A 15,917-nucleotide genomic window follows, 5' to 3' on the forward strand; every position below is an offset into this window, starting at 1 on the left:
GGACCCTTCCCTGGCCGTTGGGGCCTATGGGACGGGCCGTGTGGCTCCCGTGGTACATCAAAATCCGCAGGAGGCAACGGTCTAAATCCGGGCCTTCTGGCGTACCAGCACAAGACCGAAATGGCCTTTCCGAGCCTCCAGGACGCCTGCGCCTGCGCCCGCACCTACGCCTTTTTGGCCTTGGCGACGTCCCGGACCAGGCCCTGGATGAAGCCGAGTTTGGCGACGACGGCCGGCGACAGGATGAAGGGATAGAGGTCGCGCAGCCCCATGGCGCGGTTGACGCTGTTCATGGCGAACGTGAAGGGCAGCCATGCGTTGACCAGCGCCTCGACGTCCCTGGCCTCGTAAGGGTTGAAACGGATACGGGTCGTCAACTCCCCGTCGCGGTCGACCTTGGGGCGGACCTCCATGCCAAACTCGGAGGCCATCTCCAGGGTGTCGACGATGTGCAGATAGTGCGCCCAGGTCTCGGCGAAGTCCTCCCAGGGGTGCGTGGTCGCATAGGCCGAGACGTAGTTCTGCTGCCAGTCGGGCGGCGCCCCCTCGGCGTAGTGGCGCTGCAGGGCCTGGCCGTAATCGACGGAATCGTCGCCGAACACCACGCGGCATTCTTCCAGCTTGCCGCCCTCGCTCACCAGCACGTCCCAGAAATAGTGCCCGACCTCGTGGCGGAAGTGCCCGAGCAGCGTCCGGTACGGCTCGCCCATCTCCAGCCTGCGCCGCTCGCGCTCGATGCCGTCGGCCTCGGTCAGCGCGATCGTGATCAGGCCGTTGTCGTGGCCGGTCAGGACCTTCTGCCCGCTGTTCGGGTCGTCGGCGAGGAAGTTGAAGATCAGGCCATGCTCGGGATCGTCCTTCCGGGTCTGCAGCGGCAGCTTCCAGCGGATCAGGGAATAGAACAGTCGGTGTTTTGCCACCTCCAGCTCGCGCCAGCCGGCGAGTTGCGCCGGGTCGGACAGATCCGGCACGATGCCGTTATGGCGGCAGGCGCGGCAATAACCGGTGGCGTCGCCCACATCCGTCAGCCAGTTGCAGGCATCGTACTCGGCGTTGCGGCACAGCACGCGGCTTGCGCCCTTGTCGGCCAGCGTCTTCCAGGCCTCACCGTCGGGCTCGATTGCCGACATCGTCTCCTTCTCCGGCAGGAAGGCGATCCGGTGGCCGCAGCGTTCGCAGGCACGGTTCTCGAAATAGAGGACATTGCCGCAGGCCTGGCAGACAAAAAGCTTCAAGATTTAGCCTCATCCGAAGGGGAGTTTTATCAATGCGCGTCGTCGCGCCTGGCAGATACGCGCCCGCAGATGCCATCGTTCCAATCTTCGGAACAAATAGCCAGAGCCGGCGTTCGTTCATACCACCACGCTGCGTCCGGTGGCGGCTTTCCCTGCAATGTCCGCTCTAAACAATGGCTATCACGCTTTGTCTGTGTGAATATCGGCCCGGCACGTGCGCTCACGCATCACAACGGCCGACACCTTGAACGATCCTTTGCCCGAGACCGCCGCAGCCGAGAGGCTGCGCCAGCACCTCGAAGAAATCGCGCGCGAGCGCGACAACGCCTATCGCGCACTCCAGGAGCGCGAGGCGGAGCTGGCGCGCATCCAGCGCATCGGCAAGGTCGGCGGCCTCGAAGTCGATTTCCGCGAGGGTTTCAAGAACCGCCGCTCGCCGGAATATCTGATCCTCCACGGCCTGCCGCCGGAAGCCGCCGACGAGTCCCACGAGGACTGGATCAATCGCATCCATCCCGACGACCGCGACGCTGCGGTGAAGCATTTCCTCGCTGCGCTGTCCGGCACCAGCGAGGACTACACGGCCGAATACCGCATCATCCGTCCCAGCGACGGCGAGACCCGCTGGATCCGCGTCGTCGCCAAGCTGGAGCGCGACCGTGACGGCCGCGCGATCCGGCTCGTGGGCGCCCATATCGACGTGACCGCCCAGGCGCTCGCGCGCGAGACCCTGCGCGAGAGCGAGGAGCGTTTCCGGCTGATTGCCGACAGCGCCCCGGTGCCGATCTGGGTCACGAAACTCGACCGCACACGCTCCTTCGCCAACCAGGCCTATGTCGACTTCGTCGGCCTGCCCTACGACCAGGCCATCGTCTTCGACTGGCGCAAGGTGCTGCATCCGGACGACCTTCCGCATGTGCTGCAGCAGTCGGTCCAGGGTGAAGCTTCGCTCAAGCCCTTCGTGCTGGAAGCCCGCTACAAGAACGCCGACGGCGAATGGCGCTGGCTGCGCTCGGAATCGCAGCCGCGCTGGGACCCGACCGGCAGGCATATCGGCTTCATCGGCGTTGCCCACGACATCACGGTGGCCAAGCAGGCCGAGATCGAGCTCCGCCAGCTCAACGAGACGCTGGAAGAACGCATCGTCGAGCGCACCGCGGAACTCGAATCCAACGAGGCCCGGCTGCGCGCGATCCTGGAGACCAGCAACCAGTATCAAGGCCTCGTCAATCTCAGGGGCGAAGTGCTTTACGCCAACAAGACCGCGCTGGACGGCATCAAGGCGAGCTCGTCGGACGTGATCGGACAGCCGTTGTGGCAGACCCCCTGGTTCAGCGCGACGGAGGGCATGAGCGCGCTGGTGCGCGAGGCCTTCGATACCGTGCTCAAAGGCGAAGCGGTGCGGCTGGAGATGCGCCTGCGCCTTCCCATCGGCGAGCGCGACTTCGAGTTCGGCATGCGCCCCGTGCTCGACCGTCACGGCAACATCACCGGCGCGGTGCCGGAGGCCGTCGACATCACAGACCGCCGCCGCGGCGAGGAAGCGCTGCGGCAGTCGCAGAAGATGGAGGCGATCGGCCAGCTCACCGGCGGCGTCGCGCACGACTTCAACAATCTGCTCACCATCATCCGCTCGGCCACCGATTTCCTGCGCCGCCGCGAGCTTCCGGAGGAGCGCCGCCGCCGCTATGTCGACGCCATCTCCGACACCGTAGAGCGCGCCTCCAAGCTGACCGCACAGCTGCTGGCGTTTGCACGCCGGCAGCCGCTGAAACCGCAGATCTTCAACGTCGGCACCCAGGTCGAGGGAGTGGCGCAACTGGTCCGGCCGCTGGTCGGCGGCCGCATCGAGATCGCGGTGGAGGTTCACGATGCCGACTGCTTCACCGTCGCCGACGTCGCCCAGTTCGAGACCGCGCTGATCAACCTTGCCATCAACGCCCGCGACGCCATGGACGGCGAAGGCCGCCTCACCATCGCCGTGCGCAAGGTCGTCGGGATTCCGAGCCTGCGCGCGCAATCGGCGCGCGGCGGCGATTATGTCGCGATCTCGGTCGCCGACACCGGCAGCGGCATCGCGCCCGAGAACATCGAGGCCATCTTCGAGCCGTTCTTCACCACCAAGGAGGTCGGCAAGGGAACGGGCCTCGGCCTCAGCCAGGCCTTCGGCTTCGCAAAGCAGTCCGAGGGCGACATCACCGTGACGAGCACGCAAGGTGAAGGCGCGACCTTCACCATCTATCTGCCGCAGGCGCAAAGCCCCGCCACGGACAAGGAAGCTGCGGCGCTGACCTATGAGGCCGCGGCCACAGGGCGCGGCTATCGCGTGCTCGTGGTGGAGGACGACGACGAGGTCGGCCGCTTCTCCACCGAGCTCCTGGAAGACCTCGGCTACGTCGTCCGCCGCGTCGCCAACGCCAACGCGGCGCTGGCGATCCTGGGCGAGAACGAATTCGCCGTCGATCTCGTGTTCTCCGACGTCATCATGCCCGGCATGAACGGCGTCGAGCTCGCCGGCATCATCCGCGAGCGCTATCCGGGCCTGCCCGTCGTGCTCACCTCCGGCTACAGCAACGTGCTCGCCGAGAACGCCCATCGCGGCTTCGAGCTGATCCAGAAGCCCTATTCGGTCGAGTCGCTGTCGCGCATTTTGCGCAAGGCGATCGCCGAGAAGCTGTCGGTGACGCGCTAGTCTAAGAGATATCCTCATGAAACCCGCTCTCCTCTCCGCCTGGCAGACCTGGGCGCTGCTGTCCGCCTGCTTCGCCGCGCTGACTGCGATCTTCGCCAAGGTCGGCATCGAGAACATCAATCCGGATCTCGCGACCTTCATCCGAACCATCGTCGTGCTGCTCGCCTTCTCGGTTCTGCTGTTCTTCACCGGACAATTCGCGGTGCCGTCGGCGGTCTCATCGAAAACGTGGCTGTTCCTGGTGCTGTCGGGGCTCGCGACCGGCGCGTCGTGGCTGTGCTATTTCCGCGCGCTGAAGCTCGGGCCCGCGACGCTGGTGGCGCCGATCGACAAGCTCAGCGTCGTGCTGGTCGCTCTCTTCGCCTTCGCCTTTCTCGGCGAGCGTCCGTCCGCCCAAGGCTGGGTCGGCATCGCCATGATCGGCGCCGGCGCGGTGTTGCTGGCTGTAAAGTTTTAAGGCGGAACAAAGCGGCTGCGAGAGCGGTTTCTGCCGGGACCCTTCCAGCCTCGATCGAGGACCGATGTCGAGCTCAAACCCCGATCAGGCAAGGCGTGCCGGCTGCGCACTGGATGCGGCCAACTTCTTCCTCGCCGACGTCCGCGACGGGCTTGGGCCGTATCTCGCCGTCTATCTGCTCACCGAGCAGCACTGGGACGAGGCCCGCATCGGGCTCGTGATGTCGATCGCGACCATCGCCGGAATCTTGGCGCAGACCCCGGCCGGCGCGCTGATCGATGCGACGCGCGCCAAGCGGCTGGTGATGGTCATCGCCGCCGTCATGGTGACGCTCGCCTCGCTGTCGCTGCCGATATTTCCGGCCTTTCTACCCGTTGCATTGTCGCAAGGGATCGCGCAGGCCGCCGCCGTGATCTTTCCGCCGTCGATTGCGGCCGTCTCGCTCGGCATCTTCGGCCCCGCCGCCTTCACCCGGCGGATCGGCCGCAACGAGACGTTCAATCACGCCGGCAATGCGGTCGCGGCGGGGCTTGCCGGGCTCTCCGCCTACTGGTTCGGCCCGACCGTCGTGTTCTACCTTCTCGGCGCCATGGCGATCGCGAGCCTTTTGAGCATTCTGGCGATCCCCGAACGCGCCATCGACCACGACCTTGCGCGCGGGCTCCACGATGCCGATGCTGACGACAGCCGGCCCGACCGACCCTCGGGCTTCGCGGTGCTCCTGACCTGTCGCCCCCTGCTCGTCTTCGCGATCTGCGTCCTGCTCTTCCATCTGTCCAACGCGGCCATGCTGCCGCTGGTCGGACAAAAACTCGCGCTCCAGGACAAGAACATGGGCACCAGCCTGATGTCGGCCTGCATCGTCGCCGCACAATTGGTGATGGTGCCGTTCGCGATGCTGGTCGGAGCCCGGGCCGATCGCTGGGGCCACAAGCGTTTCTTCCTCGCCGCGCTGTTGATCCTGCCGCTTCGTGGAGTGCTCTACACGCTCTCGGACAATCCGTTCTGGCTGGTCGGCGTGCAGCTTCTCGATGGCGTCGGCGCCGGCATCTTCGGCGCGATCTTCCCCGTCATCGTCGCCGACCTCATGCGCGACACCGGCCGCTTCAACGTCGCGCAAGGTGCTGTGATCACCGCCCAGAGCATCGGCGCTGCGCTGTCGACGACGCTGGCCGGTCTCGTCGTGGTCGGCGCGGGTTATGGCGCGGCGTTCCTCACGCTCGGCGCGGTCGCCGCGATCGGCGCCGTCGTCTGCTTTGTCGTCCTGCCCGAGACGCGGCAAATCGCAGATGGTGGTGCGCGTCCGAAAGGGAAGACAGCGGCGACAGCTTCCGCTATCGCTGCCGAGTGAGACATCCCATTTCGAGGACTGAACGTGCCGTCTGACGCCATCTGGGCCTGGAGCATCATCGTCGCTGCGACCGCAGGCGTCATCATCCGGCCTTTTCGCCTGCCGGAGGCGGTCTGGGCCGTCATCGGCGCTGGCGCCCTCGTGCTGCTCGGCTTGCTGCCGTGGCAGGATGCGGTGATCGGCATCGAGAAGGGCGTCGATGTCTATCTCTTCCTGATCGGCATGATGCTGATCGCCGAGTTGGCCCGGCTCGAGGGCCTGTTCGATTATCTTGCAGCGCTTGCGGTCGAATATGCGGCCGGCTCTCCACGGCGCCTGTTCCTGCTGATCTATCTCGTCGGCACGCTCGTCACCGTGCTGCTGTCCAACGATGCCACCGCGATCGTGCTGACGCCCGCCGTGTATGCAGCGACGCGCGCGGCCGGGGCAAAGCCGCTGCCTTATCTGTTCGTCTGCGCCTTCATCGCCAATGCAGCGAGCTTCGTGCTGCCGATCTCCAATCCGGCCAATCTCGTCGTGTTCGGCGCGCGCATGCCTGCGCTCACCGAATGGCTGCGCCTGTTCGCCCTGCCCTCCGCGGCCTCCATCGTGCTGACCTATGTCGTGCTGCGCCTGACCCAGCACCGCGCGCTGAAGGAAGAGACCATCGCGCGCAGCGTGCCGCATCCAAAGCTCGGCCGCGGCGGCAAGCTGACCGCAGTCGGCATCGTTGCGATCGGCGTCGTGCTGGTCACGGCCTCCGCGCTCGACAGGCAACTGGGCCTGCCGACCTTCATCTGCGGCGTGGCGACGGCAGCGATCGTGCTGCTGATCAGCCGGCAATCGCCGCTGCCCGTGCTGCGCGGCGTTTCGTGGAGCGTGCTGCCGCTGGTCGGCGGGCTCTTCGTGATGGTGGAAGCGCTGATCAAGACCGGCGTGATCGGGCAGCTCAGTTCGCTGCTGCATCAGGCAGTCGGTCAATCCGTGACGCAAGCAGCCTGGAGCGTTGGCATCGCCACCGCGATTGCCGACAACATCGCCAACAATCTTCCCGTCGGTCTCGTTGCAGGCTCAGTGGCCGCCAGCGACCACCTGCCCGCGCCTGTCGTCAGCGCGATCCTGATTGGCGTCGATCTCGGGCCGAACCTGTCGGTCACGGGATCGCTCGCCACCATCCTGTGGCTGGTCGCGCTGCGGCGGGAGAAGGTCGAGGTCGGCGCCTGGCCGTTTCTCAAGCTCGGCCTGCTGGTGACGCCGCCGGCCCTGATCGCGGCGCTCGCTGTTGCGATCCGGTAATCGCGCACAATTTGCGGCGCATCAATGTCGCCGGTAGCGGCGGACTTATGCTTCAACTTGCCGCGCAGACACGATATGGCGCGGTAAGGAGGTCCATCATGCAGATTCAGTCGAAGACATTGCTGCAAAGTTTTTCCCTGCGCCGCTCGTTTCAGAGCTTCACCGCACCTGACCGAGGCCGGGCGGAGACATCCCACCCGCTGTTGATCTTCTCCGCGGTGGTGCTGCTGGCCCTGTTCGCGATCGTGGAAATCGACCTTCACAGCGCCCAGCTTCAGGCGATCGGCTTGCTCAGTCTTGGGACCTGGATCGATCCCGTCTTCCTGAGCCCATAGCTCTTCGCGCGGCTCTCCGAGGCAACGCCCGATCGCGGCCGTGACAGCCGCGACCGGGTCGCCGATCCTCAGTCGTTCTCGTAGCCATAGACTTCCGGCAGGATGAAGATAGCCGCGAGCAATCCGATCAGCGGGAAGATCGCGACGAACAGCGTGGCGTTGGCCTGCCCGATCGCCGCGAACAGCGACGGGAACAGGAAGATCGCCAGGAACGACGGCAGCTTCACGAACATGTAGGCGAAGCCGCTGGCGGTGCCGCGATATTGCGGCTTGGCGACCATGGTCGGGATCGTCATGCAGTTCGAGGCGTCCCAATAATGGCCCCACAGCATGGCGGCCGCCGCGAACGGCAGCAGGATCTTGTTGTCGGTGTAGAGCGCGAAGGCCGCGACCAGCAGCGAGACGAGCACGATCGAGAAGCCCGCGATCGATATGCCGCGGTGGCCGATCTTCGGCGTCAGCAGCGGACCGACCCAGCCCGACACGGCGGCAAAGGAGAATAGCGCCATCGTCACCAGATTGATGCCGAGCACGCTCGACACGCCGACCATGACGAAGAGCACCGGCAGATAGAACGCGAAGGTCGAGAACTCGCTGGCTTGCGCGAAGCAGGCGATCCAGCCGTAGATCGTGGCACGCCAGCGGATCGGATCCTTCTTGAGGTCGGCGAGGAACGCGCGGGTGGAGACCTTGGGCACCTCGACGTCATGGTCCGGCAGCATGGCGAGATCGTCGTTGAACATCTCGCGCGCGACCTGCTTGGCCTCGCGGTAGCGTCCCTTCTGCACCAGCCACACCGCCGTCTCCGGCACGTCGTGCCGCATGATCAGGATGATCAGCGCCGGCAGCGCGCCGAGGCCGAGCGTCACCCGCCACAGCGTCTCGTGGTGAATGTCGAGCAGCAGGAAGATGACGATGACGCCGATGGTGAGGACTTCACCGACGGCGAACATGAACTGCCAGCGATTGCCCATGACCTCGCGCTCGCCCTTGGCCATGGATTCCATGATGTAGGTGTAGCCGGTCGAGATATCCGAGCCGAGCGGAACGCCGAGCAGGAACCGGATCACGATGAGCCAGGTGACGTTCGGCACGAAGGCCTGCGCCAGCGCCAGCACGATGAACATCACCATCGTCACCAGGAACATGACGCGGCGGCCGATCTTGTCGGACAGCCAGCCGCCGAGCAGCGCACCGATCATGGCGCCCCCCTGTGTACCGGCGGCGGCAAGGCCCAGCATCAGCGGATCCGGATTGTACTGTTCCTTGATGAAGATCAGCACGAAGGCGATCGAATACAGGTCCCAGGCTTCGACCAGGATCGAGGCCATCATCAGCCAGCCGACCTTGTTGCCCTTGGGACTGTAGTTCGTGATGAGGTAGCGGACCGCGGCTTCGCTCGCGGTCGGTTGTGGCATCGCCATCGTCGACATGTCTGGTCCTTTCTTCAAAACTCTTTTACGTGCCGAGCAGCGGCTCGATGCTGCAATCGAGCAGGCGTGGGTCGATTCCCGCCTCCATGCCGTTGAACATCTCGCCCATGTAGTCGATCAGGGCATCGCTCGCCTTAACCGCATCCTCGACGCGGCGGCTGGCGACCGCGGCGAGAATGGCGAGATGGTGATCGATCGTGCCTGACAGTTCGGCCTGTCCCGGCATGAAACGGTGGTGGATGTAGCCGATGCGCCGGTACAGCGTGTGCAGCGGCCGCAGCGTATGGACCAGAAACGGCTCGCCCGCCGCCTCCAGCACCAGCGCGTCGATGCGGCGGTCGATATTGTTGAATTCGTCGAGGGTCAGGGTGGAGCGGCGCTCGCGCAGGAGACGCTCGATGTGCAGTGCCTGATTGCGGTGAGAGAGGCTGGCGCGATCGGCCGCAAGCCGGATCACGAAGCGCTCCATGTCGCGGCGCAAGGCCAGCAGCATGCGCTCACGCGCCAGATCGATTGGCGCGATGTGCAGGCCGTGTCGCGGACGGATGATGATCAATGTATCGGCGGAGAGACGATTGACGGCGTGATGCACCGGGGTACGACCGAAGCCGGTGATATGCTGCAATTCCAGCATCGTCATGAATTGTCCGGGCTTGAGCTCGCAGTGAACGAGCAGCTCCTCGATCTTCTGATAGGCCAGCTCGAAGAAGTTGAGCCGATTGCGCCGCGAGGGCTTGCCCTCGCCATCGTCGTTCTTCACCACCTCGAGTGCGCGCTTGCGCCGTGCCATGTCGTTCTCTCCCGTCAACCCGCGCTCTCGTTGCTGGATGGCGCCTTGTTTCTCGGACCCTTAAAACATGTTGTGATATATTACAAGCAGGCGTAAGACTTCCGCGCGATCTGCGGCATGCTGCAGTGCGAAATGAGACGACGGGCGCGAGGCGCCTGTGATGGGAGGACAATTGCCGTGAAGATCACGTCGATCGAGACGCTGCGTACCGAGGAATTCTCCAACGTCATCTGGGTGCGCGTCCATACCGACACGGGCGTGATCGGTCTCGGCGAAACCTTCTATGGTGCAGGCGCGGTCGAAGCGCAGATCCACGACACCTTTGCCGGTCGCCTGCTCGGCCGCAATCCGCTGCACATCGAAGCCATCCACCGCGACATGCTGAACCTGCCGATGGCGCAGTCCTCGACCGGCGTCGAATATCGCGCGGCCTCCGCGATCGACATCGCGCTGTGGGATCTGTTCGGCAAGGTTTGCAATCAGCCGGTACACCAGATGCTCGGCGGCCTCTGCCGCGACAAGCAGCGCATCTACAACACTTGTGCCGGCACACAATATGTCCGCTCCACCAATATCAGCCCGGTCGCGAATTGGAATCTCGGCGCGTCCAAAGGTCCCTATGAGGATCTCGACGGCTTCATGCACCACGCCGGCGCGCTCGCCGAAAACCTTCTGGAGAGCGGCATCTCCGCGATGAAGATCTGGCCGTTCGATCCGGCGGCCCAGGAGAACAAGGGTCTCTACATTACCGCCGCGCAGATGAAGCAGGCGATCGAACCGTTCGAGAAGATCCGAAAAGCGGTCGGCGACAAGATGGAGATCATGGTCGAGCTCCATTCGCTCTGGAACCTGCCGACCGCCAAGCAGATCGCGCGAGCGCTCGAGCCCTACAAGCCGACCTGGTACGAAGATCCGATCCGCATGAACTCGCCACAGGCGCTGGCCGAATATGCCCGCTCCACTGACGTCTGGGTCTGCGCCAGCGAGACTCTGGGCTCGCGCTTCCCCTACAAGGACATGCTCGACCGCGATGCCATGCATGTGGTGATGGCGGATCTGTGCTGGACCGGCGGCCTCACCGAAGGCCGCAAGATCGCGGCGATGGCCGAAACCTATCACCGGCCCTTCGCGCCGCACGATTGCATCGGCCCGATCGGCTTCATCGCCGCCATCCACATGTCGTTCAGCCAGCCCAACACGCTGATCCAGGAATCGGTGCGCGCCTTCTACAAGGGCTGGTATAATGAGCTCGTCACCACCATGCCCACGATCAAGGATGGATTTGTTTATCCGATGGAAGGACCGGGCCTCGGCGTCGACCTTCTGCCCGCCGTATTCGACCGCTCCGATTTGACCGTGCGCCGTTCCAACGTCTGAGGATTTTCTTGAGATGAGCACCGCCCTCTTCGATCTTACCGGCCGTACCGCGCTCGTGACCGGCTCCTCCCGCGGCCTCGGCCGCGCCATTGCCGAAGGCATGGCCAAGGCCGGCGCCAAGGTCATCGTCAATGGCGTCGATCCCATGCGCGTCGAGCAGGCCGTCGCCGAGTTTCGTGCCGCCGGCCACCAGGCCGAAGGCGCCGCGTTCAACGTCACCGATGAGCCCGCGATCGTCGCGGCGTTCGACAATTTCGACAAAAAGGGCATTGCGGTCGACATCCTCGTCAACAATGCCGGCATCCAGCATCGCAAGCCGCTGGTGGAATTCACCACCGACGAATGGCGCAAGGTGATCGAGACCAACCTCACCAGCGCCTTCGTGATCGGCCGCGAAGCCGCCAAGCGCATGATCCCGCGCAAGCACGGCAAGATCATCAATATCGGCTCGCTCGGCAGCGAGCTCGCGCGCCCGACGATTGCGCCCTACACCGCGGCCAAGGGCGGCATCAAGAACCTCACCCGCTCGATGGCGGTGGAATGGGCCCAGCACGGCATCACAGCCAATGCGATCGGACCCGGCTACATGCTGACCGACATGAACGAGGCACTGGTCAACAACACCGACTTCAACAATTGGCTGATGGGTCGCATTCCCTCCAAGCGCTGGGGCAAGCCGGACGAACTGGTGGGCGCCGCGATCTTCCTCGCGTCGGACGCCTCGACCTATGTCAACGGCCAGATCATCTATGTCGATGGCGGCATGATCGCCGCGATGTGACCCGCGAACCGCTAAAGGAACGAGCCATGCGCGCCGTCGTCATTCACGCACCGAAGGATCTGCGGATCGACAGCTACCCCGATCCCGCCCCCGGGCCGAGAGAAGTCCGCGTCAAGATCGCCAATGGCGGCATCTGCGGCTCCGACCTGCATTACTATCACCACGGCGGCTTCGGCGTCGTGCGCATCCAGCAGCCGATGGCGCTGGGCCACGAGATCGCGGGCGTGGTCGCGGCGGTCGGCGACGATGTCACTGCACTGAAGCCGGGTACCCGGGTCGCGGTCAATCCGAGCAAACCGTGTGGCCAGTGCCTGCATTGCCAGGAAGGCATGCGCAACCAGTGCCTCGACATGCGGTTCCTCGGCAGCGCGATGCGCTTTCCCCACGTGCAAGGCGGCTTTCGTGAGTTCATCACGGTCGATGCCACGCAGGCCGTGCCGATCGCGGACAAGCTCTCACTGGCGGAGGCGGCCGTGGCCGAGCCGCTCGCGGTGTGCCTGCATGCCGGCAAGCAGGCCGGTCCCCTGCTCGGCAAGCGCGTGCTCATCACCGGCTGCGGCCCGATCGGTGCGCTGATGATCCTGGTGTCGCGGTTCGGCGGCGCCGCCGAGATCGTTGTGACCGATGTCGCCGATGCGCCGCTCGCGGTCGCAAGGAAGCTCGGCGCCACGCACGCCATCAATGTCGCGACCAATGCCACCGCGCTCGATCCCTGGCGCGCCGGCAAGGGGGTATTCGACACGCTGTTCGAGGCTTCCGGCAACCAGGCGGCGCTCCGCACCGCACTCGACGTGCTCAGGCCCGGCGCCACCCTCGTGCAGCTCGGCCTCGGCGGCGAGATGACGCTGCCGATCAACTCCATCGTCGCCAAGGAATTGCAGCTCCGCGGTACTTTCCGCTTCGACCCCGAGTTCGAGCTTGCGGTGCGGCTGATGGGCGAAGGCCTGATCGACGTGAAGCCGCTGATCACGGCGACCATCCCGTTCGAGAACGCAGTCGCTGCGTTCGAGCTCGCCAGCGACAGGTCGCAGTCGATGAAGGTGCAGTTGACGTTCTAGAGCTACCGGCTCTCGATCAACCGGTCGCTGACCAACCTCACGGCGCCCCGTTTCCAGGAATAATCCGCGCCCAGGCGCAGGCCGCTGTCGCCGCGTGCCAGCACCGCACCGGTTCTGGCATCGCGGACCTGGAAGCCGAGCGTGTATTCGGTGCGGCTGACCCGCCGTACCACCCCGATCAGCGACTGATCCGCGCCAAGCTTTCGTGCGATCGCGGCCTCGCAGCCGCCACAGTCGCGCAAGGCACGCGCCTTCACTGCCTCGCCGCTGACGTCGACGATGCGGTAGCGACCGGATTGACCAAGGGCGTCACGGACACTGCCGGTGACTTCGGCCAGGTATGACGTATCCGACGTGGCCGACGCGCCCGCCGAAGCAGCGGTTGTGTCCTCGAGCTCGAATTCGAACACGGCCAGCGCGACCGGCGCGGGCGTGGCGAGTGCGGCCATGACCTCGCGAGACACGAACATCTCGGCGCGCTCCCATGATTCATCGTTGTCGCCGCGGAAGGTGTAGAGCTTGTCCATCACGACCTTCCTGGCGCCGACGTCGATCACGGCGACCTTGGCCCACTGCACCAGCGTGCTCGTCTTCTGGATGCCGCCGATGACCTTGAATGCCGCACCGTCCTGCGCCGACGGCACTGGCCGGTAGCGGCCGTCTGCGCCGATATCCCGCCTGAGCGCGGCCATGAAGGCTGACAGCCTTCGCTCGTGGGCGGCGGTCTGGTTCGCCGGCTCGGCCGACGTATCGGTATAGCTGAAGTCGTCCATTGCAACGCCGATGGCGTCCCCGGCGTCGGCCGCCGAATACGCCGTGGGGAGGACGTAGATGAGGAAAGCAGAGAGGATCAACCGGCAGCGGTACATGAGCGGGCCTCGTGCGACGGAGTGGCCGCAATCTGGACGGCAGAATCAGGCCCTGCAGCGGCGCAGGTCCCGGCCAGCACCGGGAAATTTTCACGACGGTGCACCGCGGTAGCGCCTGGCGGCTTTCCGCCGGTTGCGTTCTGCCGTCTAATGCGGAAGCGACAAACCCGTTCGCGCCAGGTGCCCGCCAATGTGGAACCGTCCGAGGTTCGATCTCAAGGTCCGTCTGACGTTGCGCGTGGCCGCCATATCGGCCGCCTGCTTCGCCGCGATCTCCGCCTATTTCCTGATTACCGCCGATCGTGCGGCCCATGCCCGCATCGACGATATCGCCGCCATCGTGGCGAAGTCGCTGGAGCTGCAACAAGGCAAAATCCAATGGGTGGCCAGCCCACGCTCGGACTTTCCCAATCTTGATCCCGTTTCGGCCTATGTGATGACGCCCGGCCTGTGTCTGGCATTCCGTGGCGCAAGCGGCGATATCCTCCAGCGCTTCTGTAGCGGTGCGCCGATTCCGGCGAGGCTGCCGCCGCAAGTCTTCGCGGCCTTCTATCGCAGCCTGTTCGACCCCGGCCGCGCGGCGGTACGGCCCGTGATCGTGCGCGGAACGAAGCTCGGCGAGACCGTGGTCTCGGTCGATCCGGCCGTGCAGACGGCCGAGGCCTGGCACGAGGCCGGCCGCCTGATGCTCGCGCTTGCGATCGCACTGCCGTTGTTGTGCACGCTGGTTTATGCCGCCCTTGCCCGTGCGCTGCGTCCGACCCGCATGATACGCACCGGCCTCGAGCGGATTGCCGACGGCGACCTCGCCGCGCGGCTGCCGCCGTTCGACCTTGCCGAGCTCTCCGCGATCAGAGACGTCTTCAACCATCTCGCCGAAAGCCTCGACATCGCGCTTGCCGAACGCAGCGAGCTGACGCGCAAGCTGATCGCGCTCCAGGATGAGGAACGCCGCCATCTCGCGCGCGAGCTGCATGACGAGTTCGGCCAGTCGCTCGCCGCAATCCGCGCGCTCGCCGCATCCGCCCGCCAGACCGCCGCGCAGGACTGCCCGTCCCTGCTCGGCGAATGCGACGGCATCGCGCGGACCGCAACCGGCATGATGGAGACGCTGCGCGGTGCGCTGTTCCGGCTGCGCCCGCCGGACGTCGAGGAGCTCGGGCTTGTCGCCAGCCTCGAAGGCCTGGTCGCGGGATGGAACGGACGCAGCCGCGGAGAAACGCGCTTCACCATCCGTTTCCACGGGGCGTTCGACACGCTGCCGGTCACGATCAGCGCCAGCCTCTACCGGATCGTGCAGGAGGCGCTCACCAATGCCGCCAAGCATGCCAGCGCCACGAAGGTGAGCCTGGAATTGACCATGCGCACCCGCGAGATCGCACTTGCGATCGACGATGACGGACGGTCGACCGATCCCGTCGCAAAATCAGGAATGGGCCTGCTCGGCATGCGCGAGCGCGTCGCGGCCCTGCGCGGCCAGTTGAGCTTCGAGACCGCGCCGAACGGTGGCTCCGCATTGCGCGTGGTCATTCCGCTCGCCGCCGCCGATCGGATTCCGCTGGAGGACGCCGCATGAGCGCGGCCGGCGCGACCATTTTGCTGGTGGACGACCATTCCGTCGTCCGCGAGGGCTATCGCTCCGTGCTTCAGAAGCAGCCGGGGCTTCGGGTCATCGCCGAAGCCGCCGACGGCGCGGAGGCCTACCGTCTGTACAAATCCGAGACGCCAGATCTCGTTATCATGGATCTGAGCATGCCCGGCATCGGCGGTATCGAGGCCATCAGACGCATCAGGCAATGGGACAAGAGCGCGAGAATCCTGGTTTTCACCATGCACGAAAATGCCGGCTTTGCCGTGCAGGCGATCCGCGCCGGCGCCAGAGGCTATGTCACCAAGACCAGCCCGCCGGAGACGCTGGTCCGTGCCGTGATGGATGTGCTCGCCGGCAAGATCGCCATCAGCCCCGACATCGACCACGAGCTCGCGCTCAGCCGGATCAGTGGCGAGAACTCGGCCGCCGACGTCCTCACGCCGCGCGAGTTCGAGGTGCTGCGGCTGCTGCTCGCCGAGAACACGACGGAGGAGATCGCCGAGACGCTCCATGTCAGTCCGAAGACGGTGGCGAACCTTCATTCCATGATCAAGGACAAGCTCGGCGTCGGGTCCGACATCGAGCTGGTCCGGCTGGCGCTGCGCCAGGGCATATTGACAGAGGTCGATCTCGGCGAGGCTTGATCGCCGTCTGCACTATCATTCTTGGCGGC

General features: G+C 65.3%; 14 protein-coding genes. 10 read left to right on the top strand and 4 right to left on the bottom strand.

Annotated elements, in window-relative coordinates; all coding sequences use genetic code 11:
• Positions 1-164 precede the first annotated feature (164 nt).
• Entirely contained in the window at positions 165-1,235 is a 1,071-nt protein-coding gene (locus NR187_RS27395; protein WP_256808294.1) for a putative zinc-binding metallopeptidase, read from the bottom strand.
• 214 nt (positions 1,236-1,449) lie between these two features.
• Between NR187_RS27395 and NR187_RS27400 the strand changes: the two genes are divergently transcribed.
• The 5 genes from NR187_RS27400 (at position 1,450) to NR187_RS27420 (ending at position 7,345) form a co-directional block, all read left to right on the top strand.
• Positions 1,450-3,927 (top strand): PAS domain S-box protein, encoded by a 2,478-nt coding sequence (locus NR187_RS27400; RefSeq protein WP_211386528.1) that lies wholly within the window; start codon positions 1,450-1,452, stop codon positions 3,925-3,927.
• A 16-nt stretch (positions 3,928-3,943) separates the two neighbouring features.
• Complete coding sequence (locus NR187_RS27405; RefSeq protein WP_256808295.1) at positions 3,944-4,384, top strand: EamA family transporter; 441 nt, start codon at positions 3,944-3,946, stop codon at positions 4,382-4,384.
• A 64-nt stretch (positions 4,385-4,448) separates the two neighbouring features.
• On the top strand, positions 4,449-5,735 hold the full coding sequence (locus NR187_RS27410; RefSeq protein ID WP_211386530.1) for an MFS transporter: 1,287 nt from the start codon (positions 4,449-4,451) through the stop codon (positions 5,733-5,735).
• A 24-nt stretch (positions 5,736-5,759) separates the two neighbouring features.
• Entirely contained in the window at positions 5,760-7,010 is a 1,251-nt protein-coding gene (locus NR187_RS27415; RefSeq protein WP_256808296.1) for an arsenic transporter, read from the top strand.
• Between the two features lie 98 nt (positions 7,011-7,108).
• Positions 7,109-7,345 carry a hypothetical protein gene (locus tag NR187_RS27420; RefSeq protein WP_256808297.1) on the top strand — a complete coding sequence of 79 codons (237 nt, stop codon included), beginning with the start codon at positions 7,109-7,111 and terminating at the stop codon, positions 7,343-7,345.
• A 68-nt stretch (positions 7,346-7,413) separates the two neighbouring features.
• Here the strand turns inward: NR187_RS27420 and NR187_RS27425 are convergent, their stop codons facing one another.
• Entirely contained in the window at positions 7,414-8,778 is a 1,365-nt protein-coding gene (locus NR187_RS27425; protein WP_211386533.1) for an MFS transporter, read from the bottom strand.
• Positions 8,779-8,803: 25 nt separating this feature from the next.
• On the bottom strand, positions 8,804-9,568 hold the full coding sequence (locus NR187_RS27430) for a GntR family transcriptional regulator (RefSeq protein ID WP_211386534.1): 765 nt from the start codon (positions 9,566-9,568) through the stop codon (positions 8,804-8,806).
• 177 nt (positions 9,569-9,745) lie between these two features.
• Here NR187_RS27430 and NR187_RS27435 point away from each other — a divergent pair, with 177 nt between their 5' ends.
• The 3 genes from NR187_RS27435 to NR187_RS27445 are packed head-to-tail and all read left to right on the top strand — an operon-like array spanning position 9,746 to position 12,784.
• On the top strand, positions 9,746-10,945 hold the full coding sequence (locus tag NR187_RS27435) for a mandelate racemase/muconate lactonizing enzyme family protein (protein WP_211386535.1): 1,200 nt from the start codon (positions 9,746-9,748) through the stop codon (positions 10,943-10,945).
• A gap of 13 nt (positions 10,946-10,958) precedes the next feature.
• Positions 10,959-11,726 carry an SDR family oxidoreductase gene (locus NR187_RS27440; RefSeq protein WP_211386536.1) on the top strand — a complete coding sequence of 256 codons (768 nt, stop codon included), beginning with the start codon at positions 10,959-10,961 and terminating at the stop codon, positions 11,724-11,726.
• Positions 11,727-11,752: 26 nt separating this feature from the next.
• Complete coding sequence (locus tag NR187_RS27445) at positions 11,753-12,784, top strand: L-idonate 5-dehydrogenase (RefSeq protein WP_256808298.1); 1,032 nt, start codon at positions 11,753-11,755, stop codon at positions 12,782-12,784.
• A gap of 2 nt (positions 12,785-12,786) precedes the next feature.
• On the opposite strand, the gene NR187_RS27450 is transcribed toward NR187_RS27445, so the two are convergent.
• Entirely contained in the window at positions 12,787-13,653 is an 867-nt protein-coding gene (locus tag NR187_RS27450; RefSeq protein ID WP_256808299.1) for a DUF3280 domain-containing protein, read from the bottom strand.
• Positions 13,654-13,843: 190 nt separating this feature from the next.
• Between NR187_RS27450 and NR187_RS27455 the strand changes: the two genes are divergently transcribed.
• A complete protein-coding gene (locus tag NR187_RS27455) occupies positions 13,844-15,229 on the top strand; it encodes a sensor histidine kinase (RefSeq protein ID WP_211386539.1) in 1,386 nt (461 codons plus the stop codon).
• Positions 15,226-15,888, top strand: coding sequence for a response regulator transcription factor (locus NR187_RS27460; RefSeq protein WP_211386540.1), 663 nt, complete (start codon positions 15,226-15,228; stop codon positions 15,886-15,888). Before NR187_RS27455 ends, NR187_RS27460 begins: the two co-directional genes overlap by 4 nt.
• Positions 15,889-15,917: the final 29 nt, after the last annotated feature.

Origin of the sequence: Bradyrhizobium sp. Bra64 (genome assembly GCF_024519875.1) — a bacterium.
Taxonomy (GTDB): Bacteria; Pseudomonadota; Alphaproteobacteria; order Rhizobiales; family Xanthobacteraceae; genus Bradyrhizobium; species Bradyrhizobium japonicum_G.

Bases quoted from the DNA above. Each gene is read 5' to 3' on its own strand.
- NR187_RS27425 (WP_211386533.1), bottom strand. From the start codon at position 8,778: ATGTCGACGATGGCGATGCCACAACCGACCGCGAGCGAAGCCGCGGTC.
- NR187_RS27450 (WP_256808299.1), bottom strand. From the start codon at position 13,653: ATGTACCGCTGCCGGTTGATCCTCTCTGCTTTCCTCATCTACGTCCTC.
- NR187_RS27430 (WP_211386534.1), bottom strand. From the start codon at position 9,568: ATGGCACGGCGCAAGCGCGCACTCGAGGTGGTGAAGAACGACGATGGC.
- NR187_RS27445 (WP_256808298.1), top strand. From the start codon at position 11,753: ATGCGCGCCGTCGTCATTCACGCACCGAAGGATCTGCGGATCGACAGC.
- NR187_RS27455 (WP_211386539.1), top strand. From the start codon at position 13,844: ATGTGGAACCGTCCGAGGTTCGATCTCAAGGTCCGTCTGACGTTGCGC.
- NR187_RS27410 (WP_211386530.1), top strand. From the start codon at position 4,449: ATGTCGAGCTCAAACCCCGATCAGGCAAGGCGTGCCGGCTGCGCACTG.
- NR187_RS27460 (WP_211386540.1), top strand. From the start codon at position 15,226: ATGAGCGCGGCCGGCGCGACCATTTTGCTGGTGGACGACCATTCCGTC.
- NR187_RS27420 (WP_256808297.1), top strand. From the start codon at position 7,109: ATGCAGATTCAGTCGAAGACATTGCTGCAAAGTTTTTCCCTGCGCCGC.
- NR187_RS27405 (WP_256808295.1), top strand. From the start codon at position 3,944: ATGAAACCCGCTCTCCTCTCCGCCTGGCAGACCTGGGCGCTGCTGTCC.
- NR187_RS27440 (WP_211386536.1), top strand. From the start codon at position 10,959: ATGAGCACCGCCCTCTTCGATCTTACCGGCCGTACCGCGCTCGTGACC.